The organism is Bacteroidales bacterium (genome assembly GCA_035647615.1).
In the GTDB taxonomy this organism is placed as follows: domain Bacteria; phylum Bacteroidota; class Bacteroidia; order Bacteroidales; family 4484-276; genus SABY01.
Window position 1 is genome coordinate 26,575 of record DASRND010000017.1, and the last position, 16,686, is coordinate 43,260.

Genomic DNA, 16,686 nt, shown 5'->3' on the forward strand with positions numbered 1-16,686 from the left:
ATCCTGGATTTTGATGATTGACACCATTAAAGTAAAAAAGAACCTCTATCTGCGCCGTATCAGCCACCACGATGCGTACGAGGTTTTCGATCTCATCGACAATAACCGCCTGCATCTGAGCGAATGGCTTCCCTTTATCGATATGACCACAAGCGTGGAAAGCACCCATGCTTTTATCGATCAGGTGCAAAAAGAATATTCGCGTGAGGTAGTTTTTACGATCTGTTTTGGCGACGAAATTTGCGGACTCATCGGCCTCAATGATATCGACATGCAAAACCGAAAAGTCGAAATCGGTTATTGGATAACACGCCATGTTCAGGGCAAAGGCATCGTAACAGAATCGACCAACGCTTTGATTGAACGGGTTTTTTACCAAATGAACTTTAACCGTGTCCAGATAAAATGTGCAGTCGGCAATATCCGCAGCAGCAATATCCCAAAACGACTTGGCTTTAAACTGGAAGGAATAGAGCGACAAGGCGAGCGACACAAAGATGGCTACTTCGACCTGGAAGTTTATGCTATGCTCAGGGCTGAATGGGTGAAGCGCTAAGCGCGGGGTGCATAGAGCATGGCGCGAAGAAGATCGCAAGGATTCTTTTTTAAAACTTACATGGTAATTCTTGCCTCATAAAATGATAAATTTTAGGTGCCCTTATCCGTTATTCATCGAGTGAATAAAAAACATATTTTTGTGATAAATTAAAACTAATCATCATGAGAGAAGTAATTCTTTACCCCGGATTGGACAAATTCTGGGTTGCAGAATGCCCAAGCCTTCCTGGTTGCATCAGCCAGGGCGAGACCAAAAAAATTGCCATTACTAATATTAAAGAGGCCATAAAGATTTACATCGAAGCACTTGAAGAAGACAACCTACCTGTACCTGAAGAAAACTTCAACACTATAGTGCTGGCGGTATGACAAGCCTGCCAAATATTTCCGGGCAGGAGTGTATAAAAGCACTCCAAAAGGCTGGTTTTTATTTCAAGCGTCAAACCGGCAGCCATCTTGTCCTTCGTCGTGATAATCCTTTTGCGCAACTCATTGTTCCCAATCATAAACAATTGGATCGTGGGACTCTCAGGGCAATTATTCGTCAGGCTGATTTGAGTGTAAAAGACTTTGTTGATTTGTTGTAAAACAAGGAATTTATAGATCCGAACAAGGATTAAATCATTTTGTCCTCAAAAAAAATAAGTCCCAAATAAATTTCTTTCAACTTTTCAACCCTCCAACTTAGCACATCGTTTCGGTTATTTTCTAAAGTTTCATTACCTTTGAGGAATCAATAAAATCACTACGAAATGAACCATCCAGCTCGCTACTACGAAGAGATTTTCCGATACCAGTTACGCTGCCACCTGTGTCCGCACCATTGTACTATCGGCGATGGTAAGACTGGTATCTGCCGCGTACGTAAAAACGTGCAGGGCGAGTTGTTTCTGCAAACTTACGGCGAGGTATCGTCGATGGGTTTTGATCCTATCGAAAAAAAGCCGCTGTATCATTTTTATCCCGGCAGCATCATTTTTTCGGTTGGCAACTATGGGTGTAATTTGCGTTGTAAATTTTGCCAAAACTCTGAAATTTCGCAGGATGTGCCCCGGCAATTTACTCCCGGACGGCAGTATCCGCCGGAAGAGATTGTGGCGCTGGCTGGCGAAAAAAAATCCAATGTGGGCATTGCTTTTACCTACAACGAGCCTACGGTTTGGTTTGAATATATGATGGACATCGCCAACCTTTCACGGAAAGAAAAGATGAAAAATGTGGTTATCACCAATGGTTTTATTTCACCGGAGCCACTGGCCGAACTCATCGAAGTAACGGATGCTTTCAACGTGGATCTGAAAGCTTTTACCGAAGACTTTTATCTCACCCAAACCATGTCGAAGCTGGAGCCTGTTAAGGAGACATTGATACAGATAAAGCGCAGCGGACGTCATCTGGAAATCACCAATCTTGTCATCCCCAGCCGCAACGACGACAAAACCACTTTTGAAGAGATGATACTGTGGATACGCGAAAATCTGGGCAGCGACACGGTGCTGCATCTCTCACGTTATTTTCCTACCTATAAAATGTCGGAGCCTCCCACACCCATCGAAACACTGCAGGAACTGCACGCTCTGGCCAGCGCACATCTGGAATATGTGTATGTAGGCAATGCTTCCGCCGGCGATAGCGCCAACACCTACTGCCCCAAGTGTCATCAGAAAGTGATAGACCGGAGCCGCTACGACGCCTGGTTTACCGGACTATCCAAAACAGGGCAATGCAACCATTGCGGGCATCAGATTATGACACATATTTAAATTGTGTGGTTTTGGAATTTTGGAAAGGAAAGAGATTTTCATGATTTGTATTGGCTTTGTTAAAAATTAAATTACGACAACTTTAACGATAAAGCAAAAACTTTTGGAAGGGATCAATAACATTGATGAAAGTGATTTTTTACTTACACTCAAAGAGTTGATCGACAGGAAATATTCGGAAACGCAGACTCCCATACTCTCAGAAAATCAAAAAATGCGGATAGAGGAATCCTCGAACCAAATCAACAATGGTGATTTTTTTACGGATGATCAGGCAAATGAACGCATCGAAAAATGGCTGAAAGGGTAATCTTATTTTTCACCATCCCCATTTTGTGGCACAAAAGTAAGCTTGCTTAGCTGCGACGTATCAAATATTTCGTTTGCCACTTCCAGCAGGCGAACGTCGGTGAGTGTTTTTACTCTTTCCATTACCTGATTATAACTATCTACATGTTCGAAAAAAAGATGACTCTTTCCCATCGTGAGCATTTCGCCGGCATTCGATTCGAGCGCTATGGCAAGCTGACCAGCAATTTGCTGCTTTGCGCGATGCAACTGCAAGGTGCCCAGCCGGGTGGTGCGCATCAGGTTTAGTTCCTTTAGCACCAGCTTCATGGTTTTTTCGAGGTACTCCACGTCGGTGCCCATGTAGATGCTGAAATATCCGCCATCGCTATAGGGATGATAATGCGCTTCGATGTTGTAGCAGTAGCCGTACTTCTCGCGCACATTCAGGTTGAGCCGCGAATTCATGCCCGGGCCGCCCAGAATGTTGATCAATAATGCCAGCGCTGTTTTTCTCTCATCAAAAACACTATATGCAGGCGCTCCAATGATGCAATGCGCCTGGAAGTTGGAGAGCGCTTCGGTGCGGCTGGCTGGCTGATATGCATCGAAGGGTGAGCGTGGCGCCCGGTTTTCATTTCCCGAAAGGGAGCCAAAATATTTATTTATCAAAAGTATCAGACGATCCAACGAAATATTTCCCACCGAAGAAATCACCATATGCTGTGGCTGATAATTGCGATGGAGAAACTCCATAATGTCGGGGCGCTGCAACTGCTTAACCGATTCGGGAGTACCCAATATGTTGCGGCCAATGGGGTGATTGCCAAAGAACAGCGTTTCAAATTCATCAAAAATCAGCTCAGAAGGATTGTCTTTGTAAGAGTTGATCTCATCAATCACCACATCTTTTTCTTTTTCCAGCTCCTTGTCGGGATAAGTGGATTGGGTGATGATGTCGGCAAAAAGCTCCATAGCACGCGGGTAGTGAGCGTGCAGAAACGAAGCATACACGCAGGTTTCTTCCTTGCTGGTGTATGCGTTGAGCTCGCCGCCCACGTTCTCGAGGCGGCTCAGGATATGAAAAGCTTTGCGTTTTTGCGTGCCTTTAAAAATCATGTGCTCTATCAGATGTGCAAGCCCGTTTTGATGGGGCAATTCATCGCGGGTGCCTGCGTCGATAATCACACCCAAGTGCGCCACGTTGGCGGGCACTTGCTTGTGGATAACGCGTAAGCCATTAGGTAACTGCGAATATTGATAATCCATAATATCGGATTTAACTCAGAAAAGTAATGATGGTCACAAAAATAGTCCACAAACTTATTCCATTTATAAACAACAATTCTGTGGCGCCATTGATACCATTTTTTAAAATAGAAAAAACAACACCTACCACAATGATCCCGATGATCACCATCCCCGTAATTCCGAGAAATTTTAATTCAGGAAGAATAGATACCTGAAAAGTAATAATGAGCAGCGGCAGCGAAAAAAACACCACCACAGCCAGCAAGTTGTGAATTAATCTTTGCAGCGTTGGCGTCAGACTTTTCAGACTGTAGGGTTTTAAGTTGTGAGGCACAAATGCCAGCAGCACCAGCGAAGCAAAACCAAGATCGATGTATTGCATTAACTTCTCAAATTCGCCCAGGTCATAAAACCGTGTAAGCAGCCAGAAAAAAGTATAGGTGAGGATGCCGGTGGTAAAAAGCATCACTTTGTAACCTTTAACTAATCTCTCGCCATAGAGGGTTTTGTTGCTCAGAAAACTAAGCGTTTGGTTTTTAAGATCAAAGTTTACATGATGCAAAGCCTTGCCGATGGAGTAAGGCAACAGTCCGGCATTGGCAAAGCCGATAAGCAATATTCCCAGTTTAATCCAAATCATTCCGCAACAAAAAGGTAATTTTTAACCCAGCCGGCAAAAGCATAGGTGGTAAGCACATCTACGATTTTATTGTTTTTTAATCATCAGTTTTGTTTTTGAAAAAGGTGCCGACCTCCGGGTTTTTTTCACCGAATCTTTCCATCATCCCTTTTACAATTTCACTATGTTCTGTGCCTTTTTCTTCTTGTGATTTCACATATTTGTAGGCAGCAAATAGAGCCGACGGGCCAATTTCGGAAGCAAAATGTCCTACTCCCTGGTTCCAGGCAAACATGGCAAATAGTTCATCAAACTCGGCGGTGGTTACCCCAATGGAATAGGCTTTTAAAAATTCGCGGGTTGCCTGCCGCATTCGTCCGCCGCCAACAGCATTAGCCAGCGAAAGCAAAAGACGGGTTTTCATGTCGATAGCCGGATTTTCCTGGCCCCAGATATAGCTCCAAAAATTCACCACAAGGTCGGCAAACTTAGGATCGATGGTATTAAAATTTACCATGGCAGTGGGCTTTAATGGCATATCCATGCCGCCCGGAAAATCGGGTTGGAGTTTTGAAGTACGATAAAAATACGCACGGTATTCGGCATCCGAAACTTTATCAACATCGTGTTCGTAGCCCATTTCGGCCAAAGCCGAATACAACGGAATGGGCTCAAAACTTTGCACCACACACAAACCTTCACCAACATCCATGTTCTGCGCCTTTTTTAATATCGCTGGTAAAAAATTGCCTTTCAATTGACGCACATCTTTTACTTCAAATTGCTCTTTTAACTTTGTCCAATCTTTCATTTTTCTTATTATTTATTTTATTCTAATCCTTTATGTCTGCAAAATTAGCAGAAATCCCGCGATTTGTGTTATTGTTTTTTGGGATTTACTGGTAAAATGACGCAGTTGATTAAAAAAACAGACAATGACCAATCGTTGCCTTTAAGACTTTTTATAGATTGTATTGCCAGCGAGCTGGACATAAATTTGCAACTTTGTGAAAATATTTTGATAATGAAAATACAAATCTCATCTCAATTCGACGCCGGCAACATAGAAGTTGTGGATGCCAGCGATGTTCAAAACATCACCCTCAACATTCGCAAGGATACCCAGGCCGACACTTTCCAGTGGTTTTATTACCGTGTAACCGGCGGCAGCGGAAAACCGCTTTGTATGAAAATTCTCAACGCCGGAGCGGCTAGTTATCCCGAAGGCTGGGAAGATTACATGGTGCGTGCTTCTTACGACACCGAAGATTGGTTCATGGTACCCACGCGCTTCGATGGCAAGCAGCTGATCATCGATCATACACCTGCATTCAATTCGGTGTTTTATGCCTATTTTGCTCCCTACAGCTACGAACGGCATCTGGAGTTTGTGCACAATGTTCAATATTCGCCGCTGGTCAACCTTTCTTCTTTGGGAAGCACCGTTGAAGGTCGCAGCATCGACCTGCTCACCATCGGCGACGAGCACGACGACGCCAAAAAAATATGGATCATCGCCCGCCAGCATCCCGGCGAAAGTCAGGTGTCGTATTTTATGGAGGCGCTCATCAGCCGCCTGATAGAAATAGACGATCCCGTATCGCGTACATTGCTCAACAAAGCGGTTTTTTATGTGGTGCCATTTGTGAATCCTGATGGCGCCGTGGCCGGTAACCTGCGCGCCAATGCTGCCGGCCTCAACCTCAACCGCGAGTGGGCAAAACCTGATCCGCAGAAAGCCCCCGAAGTATATCATATTTTGCAGGCAATGCAGGCAACCGGTGTCGATCTCAACCTCGACATTCATGCCGACGAAGCCTTGCCGTACAATTTCATCTCCTCCATCGAAGGAATTCCTTCTTTCGACGAACGGTTGAAAAATTTGCTCGAAAAATTTAAAAATAGCTGGGTGGAGATAAGCCCCGATTTCCAGACCAAACATGGCTACCCGGTTAACGAGCCTGGCACCGCCAATCTCAACATCTGCTCCAAAGCCATCGGCGAGCGGTTTAAGTGCTTGTCGATGACCATCGAGATGCCATTCAAAGATCACGAGACGTTGCCCGACCCCGTATATGGCTGGTCGCCGGCACGCAGCGAAAAACTTGGCCACAGCCTGGTGGAGGTAATTGGTCGCATCATTGATGACCTATAGTTTTGTTTTAGAAGTTAGTGGCTTCGACAAGCTGGCTTCGACACGGTGGCTGAGCTTGTCGAAGCCAGCTCAGCCACCGCAGCCACTGTAGAAATATTGGATTTTGAATTCAAGCCAGAAATCCGTTATCAACAAATGTTTCGCGCTTTTAATCCCGAAGGGATTCCACGTTTATAGAAAACATTGTTGCAAGAATGATGCGACCCCGACGGGGTCGAACGCATTCCAGACGTTCATTGTGCTATAGACATTTGAACCCTTTGGGTTCATCTCCTGTAAAAATTATTTAGGGTGACGGATTGTCGAAGCCAGGAGAGGTTAGTGGCTTCGACAAGCTGGCTTCGACACGGTGGCTGAGCTTGTCGAAGCCAGCTCAGCCACCGCAGCCACTGAAGAAATATTGGATTTTGAATTCAAGCCAGAAATCCGTTATCAACAAATGTTTCGCGCTTTTAATCCCGAAGGGATTCCACGTTTATAGAAAACATTGTTGCAAGAATGATACGACCCCGACGGGGTCGAACACATTCCAGACGTTCATTGTGCTATAGACATTTGAACCCTTCGGGTTCATCTCCTGTAAAACTTATTTAGGGTGACGCATTGTCGAAGCCAGGAGAGGTTAGTGGCTTCGAAAAGCTCAGCCAGCTCAGCCACTGAAGAAATATTGAATTTTGGATTCAAGACAGGAATCCGTTATCAAAAAAGGAGAATATTTCTTATTCCCCTTCTTCAACAAATAAATCCGAAGCGATGCCGTCGGCGAAGAGCTTGCCGCGCTGTGTCAGGGTGATGATGTTATTTTGGATGGAAACCATACACTTATTTTGAAACGGAATGGCCTGCTGTAGCACCATTTGGCGAAAGCCTGCCCCAAAACGTGATTCTATATTTTGCAAATCGATGCCCCACATCGTGCGCAGCGAGGTCATCACATATTCGTTAAGCTGCTGCGTTGGTGAAAGCACCTCCCGTTCAAAGTCAGGTTCCTGGTTGCGGATGCCCTGCAGCCAGGCTTCGAGATTGGAAACATTCCATTGGCGGGAGCATCCGTCGAAAGAGTGTGCAGACGGCCCAACTCCCAGGTAAGGCACGCCCATCCAGTAGTTGGTATTGTGACGCGCATATTGCCCGGGCTTGCTGAAGTTAGAGATTTCGTAATGCTTGTAGCCGGCGGTGTCCATCATCTCCATCAATATCACAAACTGATCGGCAGCCTGCTGCTCTTCTACCGGTGGCAATTTTTGCCGGCTGATGAGCTTGTCGAGGGCAGTACCCGGCTCCACTGTGAGCGCGTAAGCCGAAATATGCGGGATTTGATAATCCAAAACTGTTTTAATGTTTTCAATCCATTTTTTGTCGGTCAGTCCGGGGATACCATAAATCAGATCGACACTCATATTGTCGTAACCTGCTGCCAGGGAGTTGCGAATTGCCTGATGCGCGTTGGCCGCAGAATGATTTCTGTTGAGATAATGAAGATCATCGTCGTGGAAAGATTGTATGCCGATGCTCAGACGGTTGACAGGCGTTTGCCGGAGTTGCTGTAAATATTCCGGCAACAGGTCGTCGGGGTTTGCTTCGATGGTAATCTCTGCAAAGGCATCGGCTTGAAATTGCTTTGTTGCAGTTTCAATAATTCCCACAATGATTGGTGCAGGATATACCGTCGGAGTGCCGCCACCGATGTAGATAGTTTGCAAATTTTCGCCCGCCAGATAATCTTTTTGCAGCTTCATCTCTTGCTGGAGCAGCTCCGGCAAAAGCTCGCGATATTTGCGGCTCGCCAGGGAGTAAAAATTGCAATAACGACATTTTTGCCGGCAATAGGGAATATGAATGTAAAGCCCGGCCATACTTAGGTTTTGCCTATATTTTTGCGCAGCGTTATGCGGAAGGTAGTGCCTTTGTCGATGCCGGAGGTTTTAACATAGATTTTCCCACGGTGGTAATTTTTGATGATCCGCTCGGCCAGCGAGAGTCCCAACCCCCAACCACGTTTCTTGCTGGTATATCCGGGACGAAAAATACTTTTGTATTTCGACTTAGGAATACCTTTGCCGGTGTCGGTAAGATCGATGTGAACGTAACCGTTTTCCTCCATGATGTTGGCGGTGAACTTTCCACTCGCTCCCATGGCGTCGACGGCGTTTTTGGTAATGTTTTCGATCACCCATTCGAAAAGGTGCAGGTTGATAGGTACATATATTTCTGTTTCGAGACCGGGATTTATCTCGTAATTGATGCGGTGTGAGGTGCGGGTTTTGAGATAGGCGATGCTGTTGTGCACCACCTCCACAATATTATAGGTATCTATTATTGGCACCGACCCAATTTTTGAAAACCGTTCGGCTATTTTCTCAAGCCTGTCAACGTCTTTGGTAAGTTCGGTAACCAGGTCGTCGTCTTTACCATCCATTTTCATTATCTCCAGCCAGGCTATCATCGACGATAGCGGTGTGCCGAGCTGGTGGGCGGTTTCTTTGGCCAGCCCCACCCATACCTGATTTTGCTCGGAACGGCGCGCGGTGCTAAAGAGGAGGTAAGCAGCCACAAGAAACAGTGCAATTATTCCAAGTTGTATCACCGGATAAAGGGTAAGCTGGGTGAGCAGATAGGAGCCTTTGTAAAAAATGTAACTCTTGCCTTGGTCGGCCAGGGTAATCTCGAAGGGCGTATTGCCGCTCTCCATCTGATGGATGGTGCGTTGTAGCATCAGCGTGTCGTCGATTATTTCGGAGGGGAGGTTGCCCCAGGCGCGCACGTTGCGCTTGGTGCTGTCGGTGATAATTACCGGCACCGAGGCGGCATTGATAACCACTTCATCAAAAAACGATTTCACCAGGTCATCGAGCACATCGCGCAACTCGGTGTAGAGGCGCGAATCTTTGTAATACAAATAGCGCTTGCGTTCTTTATAATAACGGAATTCGATGGGCGGGTATCGCGTAAATTCTTCGCGTAAAGCGCCATCGAGAAACATAACCGTGTCTTTGTCGAAGTCGATGTTGGTAGCTTCCAGGATGCGCCCCTCCTCGTCGGTAAGTATCAGCGGGATGGTTTCGTTGCCGCGGATGATAGAAACGTAAAAGTTGAGGTTGGCATCAGGGTCTTCGGTGCGTATCACCTGCTTGTAAGCTTCGGCCAGCAGCTGCACACGTTTGCGATCTTCGACGCGGATTTTTTGAAAAAACTCTTCGATATACGTCACCAGCTTGGTTTTGCTCTGGATGGCGTCGGCCCAGATGCGGATGTTCTTTTTTTCCTCATGTGCCACTTTGTTCACCAGCAAATTGGTGTACCACAGCGAAATGCCGACAATTGCCAGCGCCGCTGCCAGCAACACCAGTTTCCATTTCGTCTTTTGGGCATAGATATTCAAAGTGTGCAGTTTTTCGTAGTATGGCCTTTAACGCGTTTTGCAAATGCTTATTATAAAAAGAGATACCAGAGCCGTGACGCAGCGGGCAGAATAGTGAAAAAAATTTGAGATGCTTTAGCCGAAACTTCCTTATTTTGCACTGATTATTGTTCCGTTCCCGGAATGGCCTGTTGTCGGGCAAGAAGAGGTTTTCAGGTTGGTGAAAGAAAAGAAATGCAATAAGAATTCTTATGATGAAACATCCACACAGTAGTTTTATAAAGATTATGCACCGCAAGGCCGGACAGGCACCGGGCACTTTGGTGGCGCAGGAGCCGGATCAGGAACATCCCACCACGGTGCGCCTTATCACTTTCCGTGAGCAGAATTTTCAGCAGACGGAGATAACGGACGTAGCGCAACTACCCCAACTAATCAGCGCCGACACCACCAATTGGATTCACGTCACCGGGTACGCCGACCTCAGCGTTTTCGAGAAACTTGGCGTGGCATTCAACATCAGCAACCTCACCATCGAAGACGTGCTCAACCCCGGCCATCTGCCTAAATTTGAAGATGCCGGCGATTACCTCTTCCTAACCCTGAAACTGCTTTCGCCCAAAAACGAACAGGGCGAGTATGGTCGCAATCAGATAAGTATGGTGCTGCTGCCTGGCACATTCATCAGCTTTGCGCAATATCCGGCTCTGGCGCTCGAAGAATACATCAGCCGCATCGAAAAGGCTATCGGCACTGTTCGCCAGCGCCACGAAGATTACCTGCTTTATCGTCTTACCGATATTATTGTGGATGAGTATTTTGGGATTTTCGAACAACTCGAAGAACAGATTTTTACCACCGAAGAAGATTTGACAAACGACCCGGCCGTATCGCTTGCCGCCGAAATTAATGCGCTCAAGAAAAACGTTTACTATCTGCGCAAGCAACTCCTCCCGGCCAATGAAGCTGTACGCAAAGTAATGAAAACCGAAAATCCGCTCATCACCAAACCCATCTTCCGCTTCTTCTCCGATGTGATGGACCATCTCGACCACCTGGTGCAACTGCTCGAAGGCTACCGCGAAACCATTACCGGCCTGCTGGAACTGCAAAGTGCCAACAACGCCAACCGCATGAACGAGGTGATGAAAACCCTTACCATGATTGCCACCATCTTTATCCCGCTCACTTTTATTGCCGGCGTTTACGGTATGAATTTCCACTACATGCCTGAACTTGCCTACCCATGGGCTTATCCCGCAGCGCTCGGACTGATGCTCCTCATTGGTGTAGCCATGTACCTCTACATGCGCAAGATGAGATGGTTTTAATTGTTTAAAAGCTTAAAGGCTGATGAAACGACCGTTGACTGCAAGTGCCTGAAACCGTGTAAACAGCGGAAATTATTATTGAAACATTAAAAAGAAAAAAGTAATTTTACGACTCATCAACTTAAAAATAAAATATTATGAAATGGATGAAGAAAAAACTTACAAGTAGCTCTGGCGCACCTGTAGTAGATAACCAAAACGCTATGACAGCCGGCCCAAGAGGACCAATGCTTCTGCAGGATATTTGGTATCTGGAAAAACTAGCTCACTTCGATAGAGAAGTAATTCCTGAAAGACGTATGCACGCCAAAGGATCAGGCGCATTTGGTACATTCACAGTAACTCATGACATTACGAAATACACAAAAGCAAAAATATTTTCGGAGGTAGGTAAAAAAACAGAAATGTTTGCACGGTTTTCAACTGTTGCAGGTGAACGTGGTGCTGCCGATGCTGAAAGAGATCTTCGCGGATTTGCCATGAAATTTTATACCGAAGAAGGAAACTGGGATTTGGTAGGAAATAATACGCCTGTATTTTTCTTAAAAGACCCTATGAAATTTCCTGACCTAAACCATGCTATAAAGCGCGACCCAAAAACAAATTTGAGAAGTCCAAAAAACAATTGGGATTTTTGGACAAGCCTTCCCGAAGCATTGCATCAGGTAACCATTACAATGAGCGACAGGGGGATTCCTCTATCCTACCGACACATGAATGGATATGGCAGCCATACTTACAGCCTGATCAACAGCAGGAATGAAAGGATCTGGGTGAAATTTCATTTTAAAACACAACAAGGCATTAAAAACCTGACAGACCAGCAAGCCGAAGCTGTAGTTGCGAAATGCAGAGAAAGTAATCAAAGAGACTTGTTTGATAGCATCGAAAAAGGCGATTTCCCAAAATGGAATATGAAAATACAGGTAATGACAGACGAGCAAGCCAAAAATCATTATCACAATCCTTTTGACTTAACAAAGGTTTGGCCGCATAAAGAGTTCCCTTTGATTGATGTGGGTGTTTTTGAATTGAATAAAAATCCTGAAAATTATTTTGTAGATGTTGAGCAAGCGGCTTTTAACCCTGCAAATATAGTTACCGGCATTGGTTTTTCGCCCGACAAAATGCTGCAAGGCCGATTGTTCTCTTACGGAGACGCACAGAGATACCGGTTAGGTGTAAACCACCATTTGATTCCTGTAAATAAATCCAGATGCCCATTCTTAAACATGTATCACCGTGACGGCCAAATGAGAACTGACGATAATTACGGTGCAACTCTGGGCTATGAGCCAAACAGTTACGGCGAATGGCAGGAGCAGCCCGAGTTTAAAGAGCCGCCTTTGGAATTAAGCGGAGCTGCCGACCATTGGAATCATCGGGAAGATGACGATGACTACTATTCGCAGGCAGGCAACCTTTTCCGTTTGATGAGCGCAGAACAAAAGCAAGTCCTGTTTGAAAATACTGCAAGAAATATGGGAGATGCTCCTATGGAAGTAAAAACCCGACATATTAAAAATTGTATGCAAGCGGACGAAGCATACGGAAGAGGAGTTGCAAAGGAATTAAAAATTGAACTCTCTGAGGTAAAATAATAACCAGCAGCAGCCTGCAAAGGCAATATCCAATAAGGTTTTCGATTCCATGCCAGAACTTGCCTACCCGTGGGCTTATCCCACAGCGCCCGGGCTGATGCTCCTCATTGGCGTGGCCATGAACCTCTACATGCGCAAGATGAGGTGGTTTTGAATCTTTAAAAGTTGAAAGGCTGATGAAATGACCGTTATCAGGAAGTTTCTTTATTTTTGGACACGAAAAAAATAGATGAAACAAAATCGCGAGTTAACAGAAACAACCTTTAACAGCCAGCATAAAAAAGAAGCAATGAAAATAAAATCCCTTTCAAAAATATTAATAATAGGATGTGTCTTTTTATCAATAACATCCTGTGACCTAGACAACCCGAAAACATCACAAACGCAACAGACTGATGCCGCTGAAGCTTTGGCCAACTGGGAGAATCAAAAGTTTTCGATGTTTATCCATTGGGGACTTTACTCCCTTCCGGCAGGTGTTTGGAAGGGTGAAAAAATCAATGGTTACAGTGAGCAAATAAAGGGACATGCGCGGATTCCGACCGAAGAATACCGAAAATTAGCTACTCAGTTTAATCCAACCAACTGGAATGCCGATTCGGTTGCTTTGCTGGCCCGGAAAGCGGGGATGAAATCTATCGTCATAACCTCCAAGCACCACGATGGCTTTTGTATGTTCGATTCTAAATACACCGCTTTTGATGTGGTTGATGCAACTCCCTACAAAAAGGATGTGCTTAAAGATTTGGCCGACGCCTGTAAACGCCATGACCTTAAGTTCGGCGTCTATTTTTCGCTGATCGACTGGGATTACGAAGGCGCCATGCCTTTTGTTTCTGTACGTAATTCAGATTCGATACCGCCGCAGCATCATCAGTACAATTTGAATCAGATTGAAGAACTGCTGACGAATTATGGTGAAATTTCTGAGATTTGGTTCGACATGGGCGCTCCCACCTATAATCAAAGCAAAGAGATAGCGGCGCTTGTAAAAGAATTGCAGCCCAATTGTATGATCAGCGGAAGGCTTTGGAATGATCAGGGCGATTTTGTGGTGATGGGCGACAATCTTAAACCTGATTTCAAAATGGGCGTTCCCTGGCAAACGCCCGCTTCTATGTTTCCGGAAACCTGGAGCTACCGTTCCTGGCAGGAAAGACCAAGTGTAGAAGCAAAAATTAATGAAAAAATTCACGACTTAATAAGTGTAGTAAGTTTGGGCGGCAACTATTTGCTAAACATCGGCCCCGCGGGAGATGGAACGATTGTCCCTTTTGAAAAGCAAGTCCTGGAAGGTATCGGCCAATGGCACAAAGAAAATGGCGAGGCGGTGTATGGAACAACGACAGCCACGATTGACGCACAAAACTGGGGTCTGATAACTGCAAGAGACGGGAAATTATATCTTCATATCATCCACTTTCCCGAAAACGAAACACTTACAATCGAAGGTTTAAACTCCAATATCAAAAGAGCCTACCTCCTTTCCGATTCAGGTATTTCTCTACAAAGTATGACTAATGATCCAGGGCTTGAGATCGACTTAACAAACATTACAAACAGAGACAAATATGCTACCGTTGTTGTTCTGGAATACGAAGGGGAATTGGGATACACGCCCAAAAATGTAATCTTTCCAAACGAGGAGGGCGCGTTTATTTTAACCCGGGATAACGCAACAGAACTCCATAGTTTCAGTGGGCACGATTATTACTCAACCAAAGCTACCGTTGTAAAAAACAGATGGTATTTAGCTGGTAATAAAAAGGAAGCTTATCAGGTAAATCTTGCTCATTCGAACGACGCCACCGAATCTTTGAAATTATCCGTTAACAATCTAGAATACGTAATTCCATCCTCTGGTGAAGAGAATAAGTTAAAAAATGGGCTTTCCAATCAGACGATTGATGGTGTGAATTTGTATTTGGATAAAATTAATGAAATCGAACTTTCGCTGGAAAATCAAGACAATCCGCACAAAGGATTAAACATTGAAGAGCTGAAAATTGAGATTAAATAGAAAAACGAATGCTCGATAGGCCATGTCGGTTTTACGGGGCTGGGAAGAAGAACCAGGTTTCGGAAATTAAATATCTTTGTTCAAAAACGAATATTTATGAGTTTAGCATTACGAAATAATACAATTGATAAATTTCCTGGTTTTCTTAAAGAAAAGAATGCCAGAGCCATTTCCACTTTTTTGTACATCAGATAAAAGTATATTGTTATGGAATCCTTAAGAATTGAAATAATCAATCCAAAAGCAAAACGGTTGCTTAAAAGCCTGGCTGATCTTGATCTAATCAGGATAAAAAAAGTGCAAGTCAAATCTGATTTTTCTGAATTACTTAAAAAATTAAGAAGTCAATCTGAAGACGCCCCTTCTTTAGAAGAAATCACTAAAGAAGTTGAATCGGTTAGAAAGTCCCGATATGAAAAGTAAAAAGATCATTCTTGACACGAATCTTTGGATTAGCTTTCTTATCGCCAAAGATTTTAGCTTTTTAGATGAGTATATCGAAACTGGAAAAGTAAAACTTGTTTTCTCTAAAGAGTTAATTCAGGAATTTTTGGTAGTCTCTCACCGGCCAAAATTTCAAAAACACTTCACCTACAAAGACATTGAACACTTGCTTCTTATTTTTGACAAATTTGGAGTTTTAGTGGAAGTAACTTCTAAATTAAAACTCTGCCGAGACAATAAAGATGATTTTTTATTAAACCTCGCAACTGACAGCAATGCCGACTACCTTGTTACCGGGGACAATGACTTACTTGAAATAAAAAATGTACAAAAAACGAGAATCCTTACCATTAGTGAATTGAGAGAGGGACTCGCATAATTATGGATTTAACACCGATTAAAACAGAAGTGGATTAGAGATCAGCATTGAAAAGATTAGAAGGGATTTTTGATGCAAACCTGGCACTCCGAAGAGTGAAAAGCTTGAAATAATTGGGTTAATTGTTGACGGTTATGAAAACAAACATTATCCAATCGAATCAGCCTCAGGCAGCCCGGCTATAATACACATCATTTGCACGCTGAACCTAAGGCGTCACTTCAACGATTACTTCCGTTTGTGCAAGTATTCCAAAAAGCGGAGTTCTTTTTTGATACAAACTGCTGGGTATTTGTTCTTTCAACAATACATTATCTGAATTGAAAACCGGAAGCTTTTTCATTATTTCAATGACCATTTCAATATCTTTTAACTCAAAAGATTCAGTCTTAGGAATCTTCCGTGAACTTCCAATGTAAGTTATTTGTCGCGGTGTGATTCTTTGAATTTCGAATTTTTTTCCTGCACCAATACCTTCAAAACATCCAAGTTCTTCAAGTTTTTCTTTTATCGATTCAACGACGACTGAAGACGGCTTCGTTATAAATTTTTCATTTACTGTGAAATTGCTCATGTGTGTAGAAATAAGTTTTTTTTAAAATGTGAATCAGTTTGTGTGTAGTCCTTTTAGTTGTTTCCAGACATGAATGTTTTAATTCTATCAATAAAACCGGCTACTTCATAATTTTTATCATCGATTTCATTATCATTTCCAAGTTGGAAATGCGCCAAATCATTTAAGCCAAATTTAGTTTTATTGATACCAAAATATTTTTCAGGTCTAATTTTATGGGTACAAATCCCATGTTTCGCAAGATAGCATAAAATCTGTTCCCCATGTCGGACGCAATAATTACCTTATCTTACTGATGCTTATCCTTTTGCTGTTCCACAAAAAACAAAATCCAAATTTACT

The 16,686-nt window shown here is 43.9% G+C and carries 17 protein-coding genes; 11 read left to right on the forward strand and 6 right to left on the reverse strand.

All coding sequences use genetic code 11. The annotated features are described in order from the left end of the window. The first annotated feature begins 13 nt into the window (after nt 1–13). From VFC92_06065 to VFC92_06085, 5 genes are all read left to right on the forward strand, one after another. Complete coding sequence (locus tag VFC92_06065) at nt 14–556, forward strand: GNAT family protein (GenBank protein HZK07748.1); 543 nt, start codon at nt 14–16, stop codon at nt 554–556. A gap of 164 nt (nt 557–720) precedes the next feature. Beyond that, complete coding sequence (locus VFC92_06070) at nt 721–927, forward strand: type II toxin-antitoxin system HicB family antitoxin (GenBank protein ID HZK07749.1); 207 nt, start codon at nt 721–723, stop codon at nt 925–927. Beyond that, on the forward strand, nt 924–1,145 hold the full coding sequence (locus VFC92_06075; protein HZK07750.1) for a type II toxin-antitoxin system HicA family toxin: 222 nt from the start codon (nt 924–926) through the stop codon (nt 1,143–1,145). Before VFC92_06070 ends, VFC92_06075 begins: the two co-directional genes overlap by 4 nt. A gap of 165 nt (nt 1,146–1,310) precedes the next feature. After that, nucleotides 1,311–2,321, forward strand: coding sequence for an AmmeMemoRadiSam system radical SAM enzyme (gene amrS, locus VFC92_06080; GenBank protein HZK07751.1), 1,011 nt, complete (start codon nt 1,311–1,313; stop codon nt 2,319–2,321). 103 nt (nt 2,322–2,424) lie between these two features. Next, nucleotides 2,425–2,631, forward strand: coding sequence for a hypothetical protein (locus VFC92_06085; GenBank protein HZK07752.1), 207 nt, complete (start codon nt 2,425–2,427; stop codon nt 2,629–2,631). Nucleotides 2,632–2,633: 2 nt separating this feature from the next. On the opposite strand, the gene VFC92_06090 is transcribed toward VFC92_06085, so the two are convergent. The 3 genes from VFC92_06090 to VFC92_06100 all read right to left on the reverse strand — a co-directional run bounded on the left by VFC92_06090 (nt 2,634) and on the right by VFC92_06100 (nt 5,290). Next, nucleotides 2,634–3,878 carry a pitrilysin family protein gene (locus tag VFC92_06090; GenBank protein HZK07753.1) on the reverse strand — a complete coding sequence of 415 codons (1,245 nt, stop codon included), beginning with the start codon at nt 3,876–3,878 and terminating at the stop codon, nt 2,634–2,636. 10 nt (nt 3,879–3,888) lie between these two features. After that, nucleotides 3,889–4,500 carry a DUF998 domain-containing protein gene (locus VFC92_06095; protein HZK07754.1) on the reverse strand — a complete coding sequence of 204 codons (612 nt, stop codon included), beginning with the start codon at nt 4,498–4,500 and terminating at the stop codon, nt 3,889–3,891. Nucleotides 4,501–4,576: 76 nt separating this feature from the next. Further along, nucleotides 4,577–5,290 (reverse strand): DUF2249 domain-containing protein, encoded by a 714-nt coding sequence (locus VFC92_06100; protein HZK07755.1) that lies wholly within the window; start codon nt 5,288–5,290, stop codon nt 4,577–4,579. Nucleotides 5,291–5,503: 213 nt separating this feature from the next. Here VFC92_06100 and VFC92_06105 point away from each other — a divergent pair, with 213 nt between their 5' ends. Continuing rightward, nucleotides 5,504–6,634, forward strand: coding sequence for a M14-type cytosolic carboxypeptidase (locus VFC92_06105; GenBank protein HZK07756.1), 1,131 nt, complete (start codon nt 5,504–5,506; stop codon nt 6,632–6,634). A gap of 719 nt (nt 6,635–7,353) precedes the next feature. Here the strand turns inward: VFC92_06105 and hemW are convergent. Beyond that, nucleotides 7,354–8,490, reverse strand: coding sequence for a radical SAM family heme chaperone HemW (gene hemW, locus VFC92_06110; GenBank protein HZK07757.1), 1,137 nt, complete (start codon nt 8,488–8,490; stop codon nt 7,354–7,356). A gap of 2 nt (nt 8,491–8,492) precedes the next feature. Then, nucleotides 8,493–10,016, reverse strand: coding sequence for a HAMP domain-containing sensor histidine kinase (locus tag VFC92_06115; protein ID HZK07758.1), 1,524 nt, complete (start codon nt 10,014–10,016; stop codon nt 8,493–8,495). A 230-nt stretch (nt 10,017–10,246) separates the two neighbouring features. On the opposite strand from VFC92_06115, the gene corA reads away from it, so the two are divergent. The 5 genes from corA (at nt 10,247) to VFC92_06140 (ending at nt 15,770) form a co-directional block, all read left to right on the forward strand. Continuing rightward, nucleotides 10,247–11,326, forward strand: a complete 1,080-nt coding sequence (gene corA / locus VFC92_06120) for a magnesium/cobalt transporter CorA (protein ID HZK07759.1) — start codon at nt 10,247–10,249, stop codon at nt 11,324–11,326. Nucleotides 11,327–11,472: 146 nt separating this feature from the next. Next, the gene (locus tag VFC92_06125; GenBank protein HZK07760.1) at nt 11,473–12,927 is read left to right on the forward strand and encodes a catalase; all 1,455 of its coding nucleotides are present in this window, start codon (nt 11,473–11,475) and stop codon (nt 12,925–12,927) included. A 289-nt stretch (nt 12,928–13,216) separates the two neighbouring features. Next, nucleotides 13,217–14,947 (forward strand): alpha-L-fucosidase, encoded by a 1,731-nt coding sequence (locus VFC92_06130; GenBank protein HZK07761.1) that lies wholly within the window; start codon nt 13,217–13,219, stop codon nt 14,945–14,947. A 207-nt stretch (nt 14,948–15,154) separates the two neighbouring features. Next, complete coding sequence (locus VFC92_06135; protein HZK07762.1) at nt 15,155–15,370, forward strand: hypothetical protein; 216 nt, start codon at nt 15,155–15,157, stop codon at nt 15,368–15,370. Further along, nucleotides 15,360–15,770, forward strand: coding sequence for a putative toxin-antitoxin system toxin component, PIN family (locus tag VFC92_06140; GenBank protein ID HZK07763.1), 411 nt, complete (start codon nt 15,360–15,362; stop codon nt 15,768–15,770). Before VFC92_06135 ends, VFC92_06140 begins: the two co-directional genes overlap by 11 nt. A gap of 208 nt (nt 15,771–15,978) precedes the next feature. Here the strand turns inward: VFC92_06140 and VFC92_06145 are convergent, their stop codons facing one another. After that, on the reverse strand, nt 15,979–16,344 hold the full coding sequence (locus VFC92_06145; GenBank protein HZK07764.1) for a hypothetical protein: 366 nt from the start codon (nt 16,342–16,344) through the stop codon (nt 15,979–15,981). Between the last annotated feature and the right edge of the window lie 342 nt (nt 16,345–16,686).

Excerpts from the sequence above, each read along its gene's own strand:
- VFC92_06065 (HZK07748.1), top strand. The coding sequence starts at position 14 with ATGATTGACACCATTAAAGTAAAAAAGAACCTCTATCTGCGCCGTATC.
- VFC92_06070 (HZK07749.1), top strand. The coding sequence starts at position 721 with ATGAGAGAAGTAATTCTTTACCCCGGATTGGACAAATTCTGGGTTGCA.
- VFC92_06075 (HZK07750.1), top strand. The coding sequence starts at position 924 with ATGACAAGCCTGCCAAATATTTCCGGGCAGGAGTGTATAAAAGCACTC.
- amrS (HZK07751.1), top strand. The coding sequence starts at position 1,311 with ATGAACCATCCAGCTCGCTACTACGAAGAGATTTTCCGATACCAGTTA.
- VFC92_06090 (HZK07753.1), bottom strand. The coding sequence starts at position 3,878 with ATGGATTATCAATATTCGCAGTTACCTAATGGCTTACGCGTTATCCAC.
- VFC92_06095 (HZK07754.1), bottom strand. The coding sequence starts at position 4,500 with ATGATTTGGATTAAACTGGGAATATTGCTTATCGGCTTTGCCAATGCC.
- VFC92_06100 (HZK07755.1), bottom strand. The coding sequence starts at position 5,290 with ATGAAAGATTGGACAAAGTTAAAAGAGCAATTTGAAGTAAAAGATGTG.
- VFC92_06105 (HZK07756.1), top strand. The coding sequence starts at position 5,504 with ATGAAAATACAAATCTCATCTCAATTCGACGCCGGCAACATAGAAGTT.
- hemW (HZK07757.1), bottom strand. The coding sequence starts at position 8,490 with ATGGCCGGGCTTTACATTCATATTCCCTATTGCCGGCAAAAATGTCGT.
- corA (HZK07759.1), top strand. The coding sequence starts at position 10,247 with ATGATGAAACATCCACACAGTAGTTTTATAAAGATTATGCACCGCAAG.
- VFC92_06125 (HZK07760.1), top strand. The coding sequence starts at position 11,473 with ATGAAGAAAAAACTTACAAGTAGCTCTGGCGCACCTGTAGTAGATAAC.
- VFC92_06130 (HZK07761.1), top strand. The coding sequence starts at position 13,217 with ATGAAAATAAAATCCCTTTCAAAAATATTAATAATAGGATGTGTCTTT.
- VFC92_06135 (HZK07762.1), top strand. The coding sequence starts at position 15,155 with ATGGAATCCTTAAGAATTGAAATAATCAATCCAAAAGCAAAACGGTTG.
- VFC92_06140 (HZK07763.1), top strand. The coding sequence starts at position 15,360 with ATGAAAAGTAAAAAGATCATTCTTGACACGAATCTTTGGATTAGCTTT.
- VFC92_06145 (HZK07764.1), bottom strand. The coding sequence starts at position 16,344 with ATGAGCAATTTCACAGTAAATGAAAAATTTATAACGAAGCCGTCTTCA.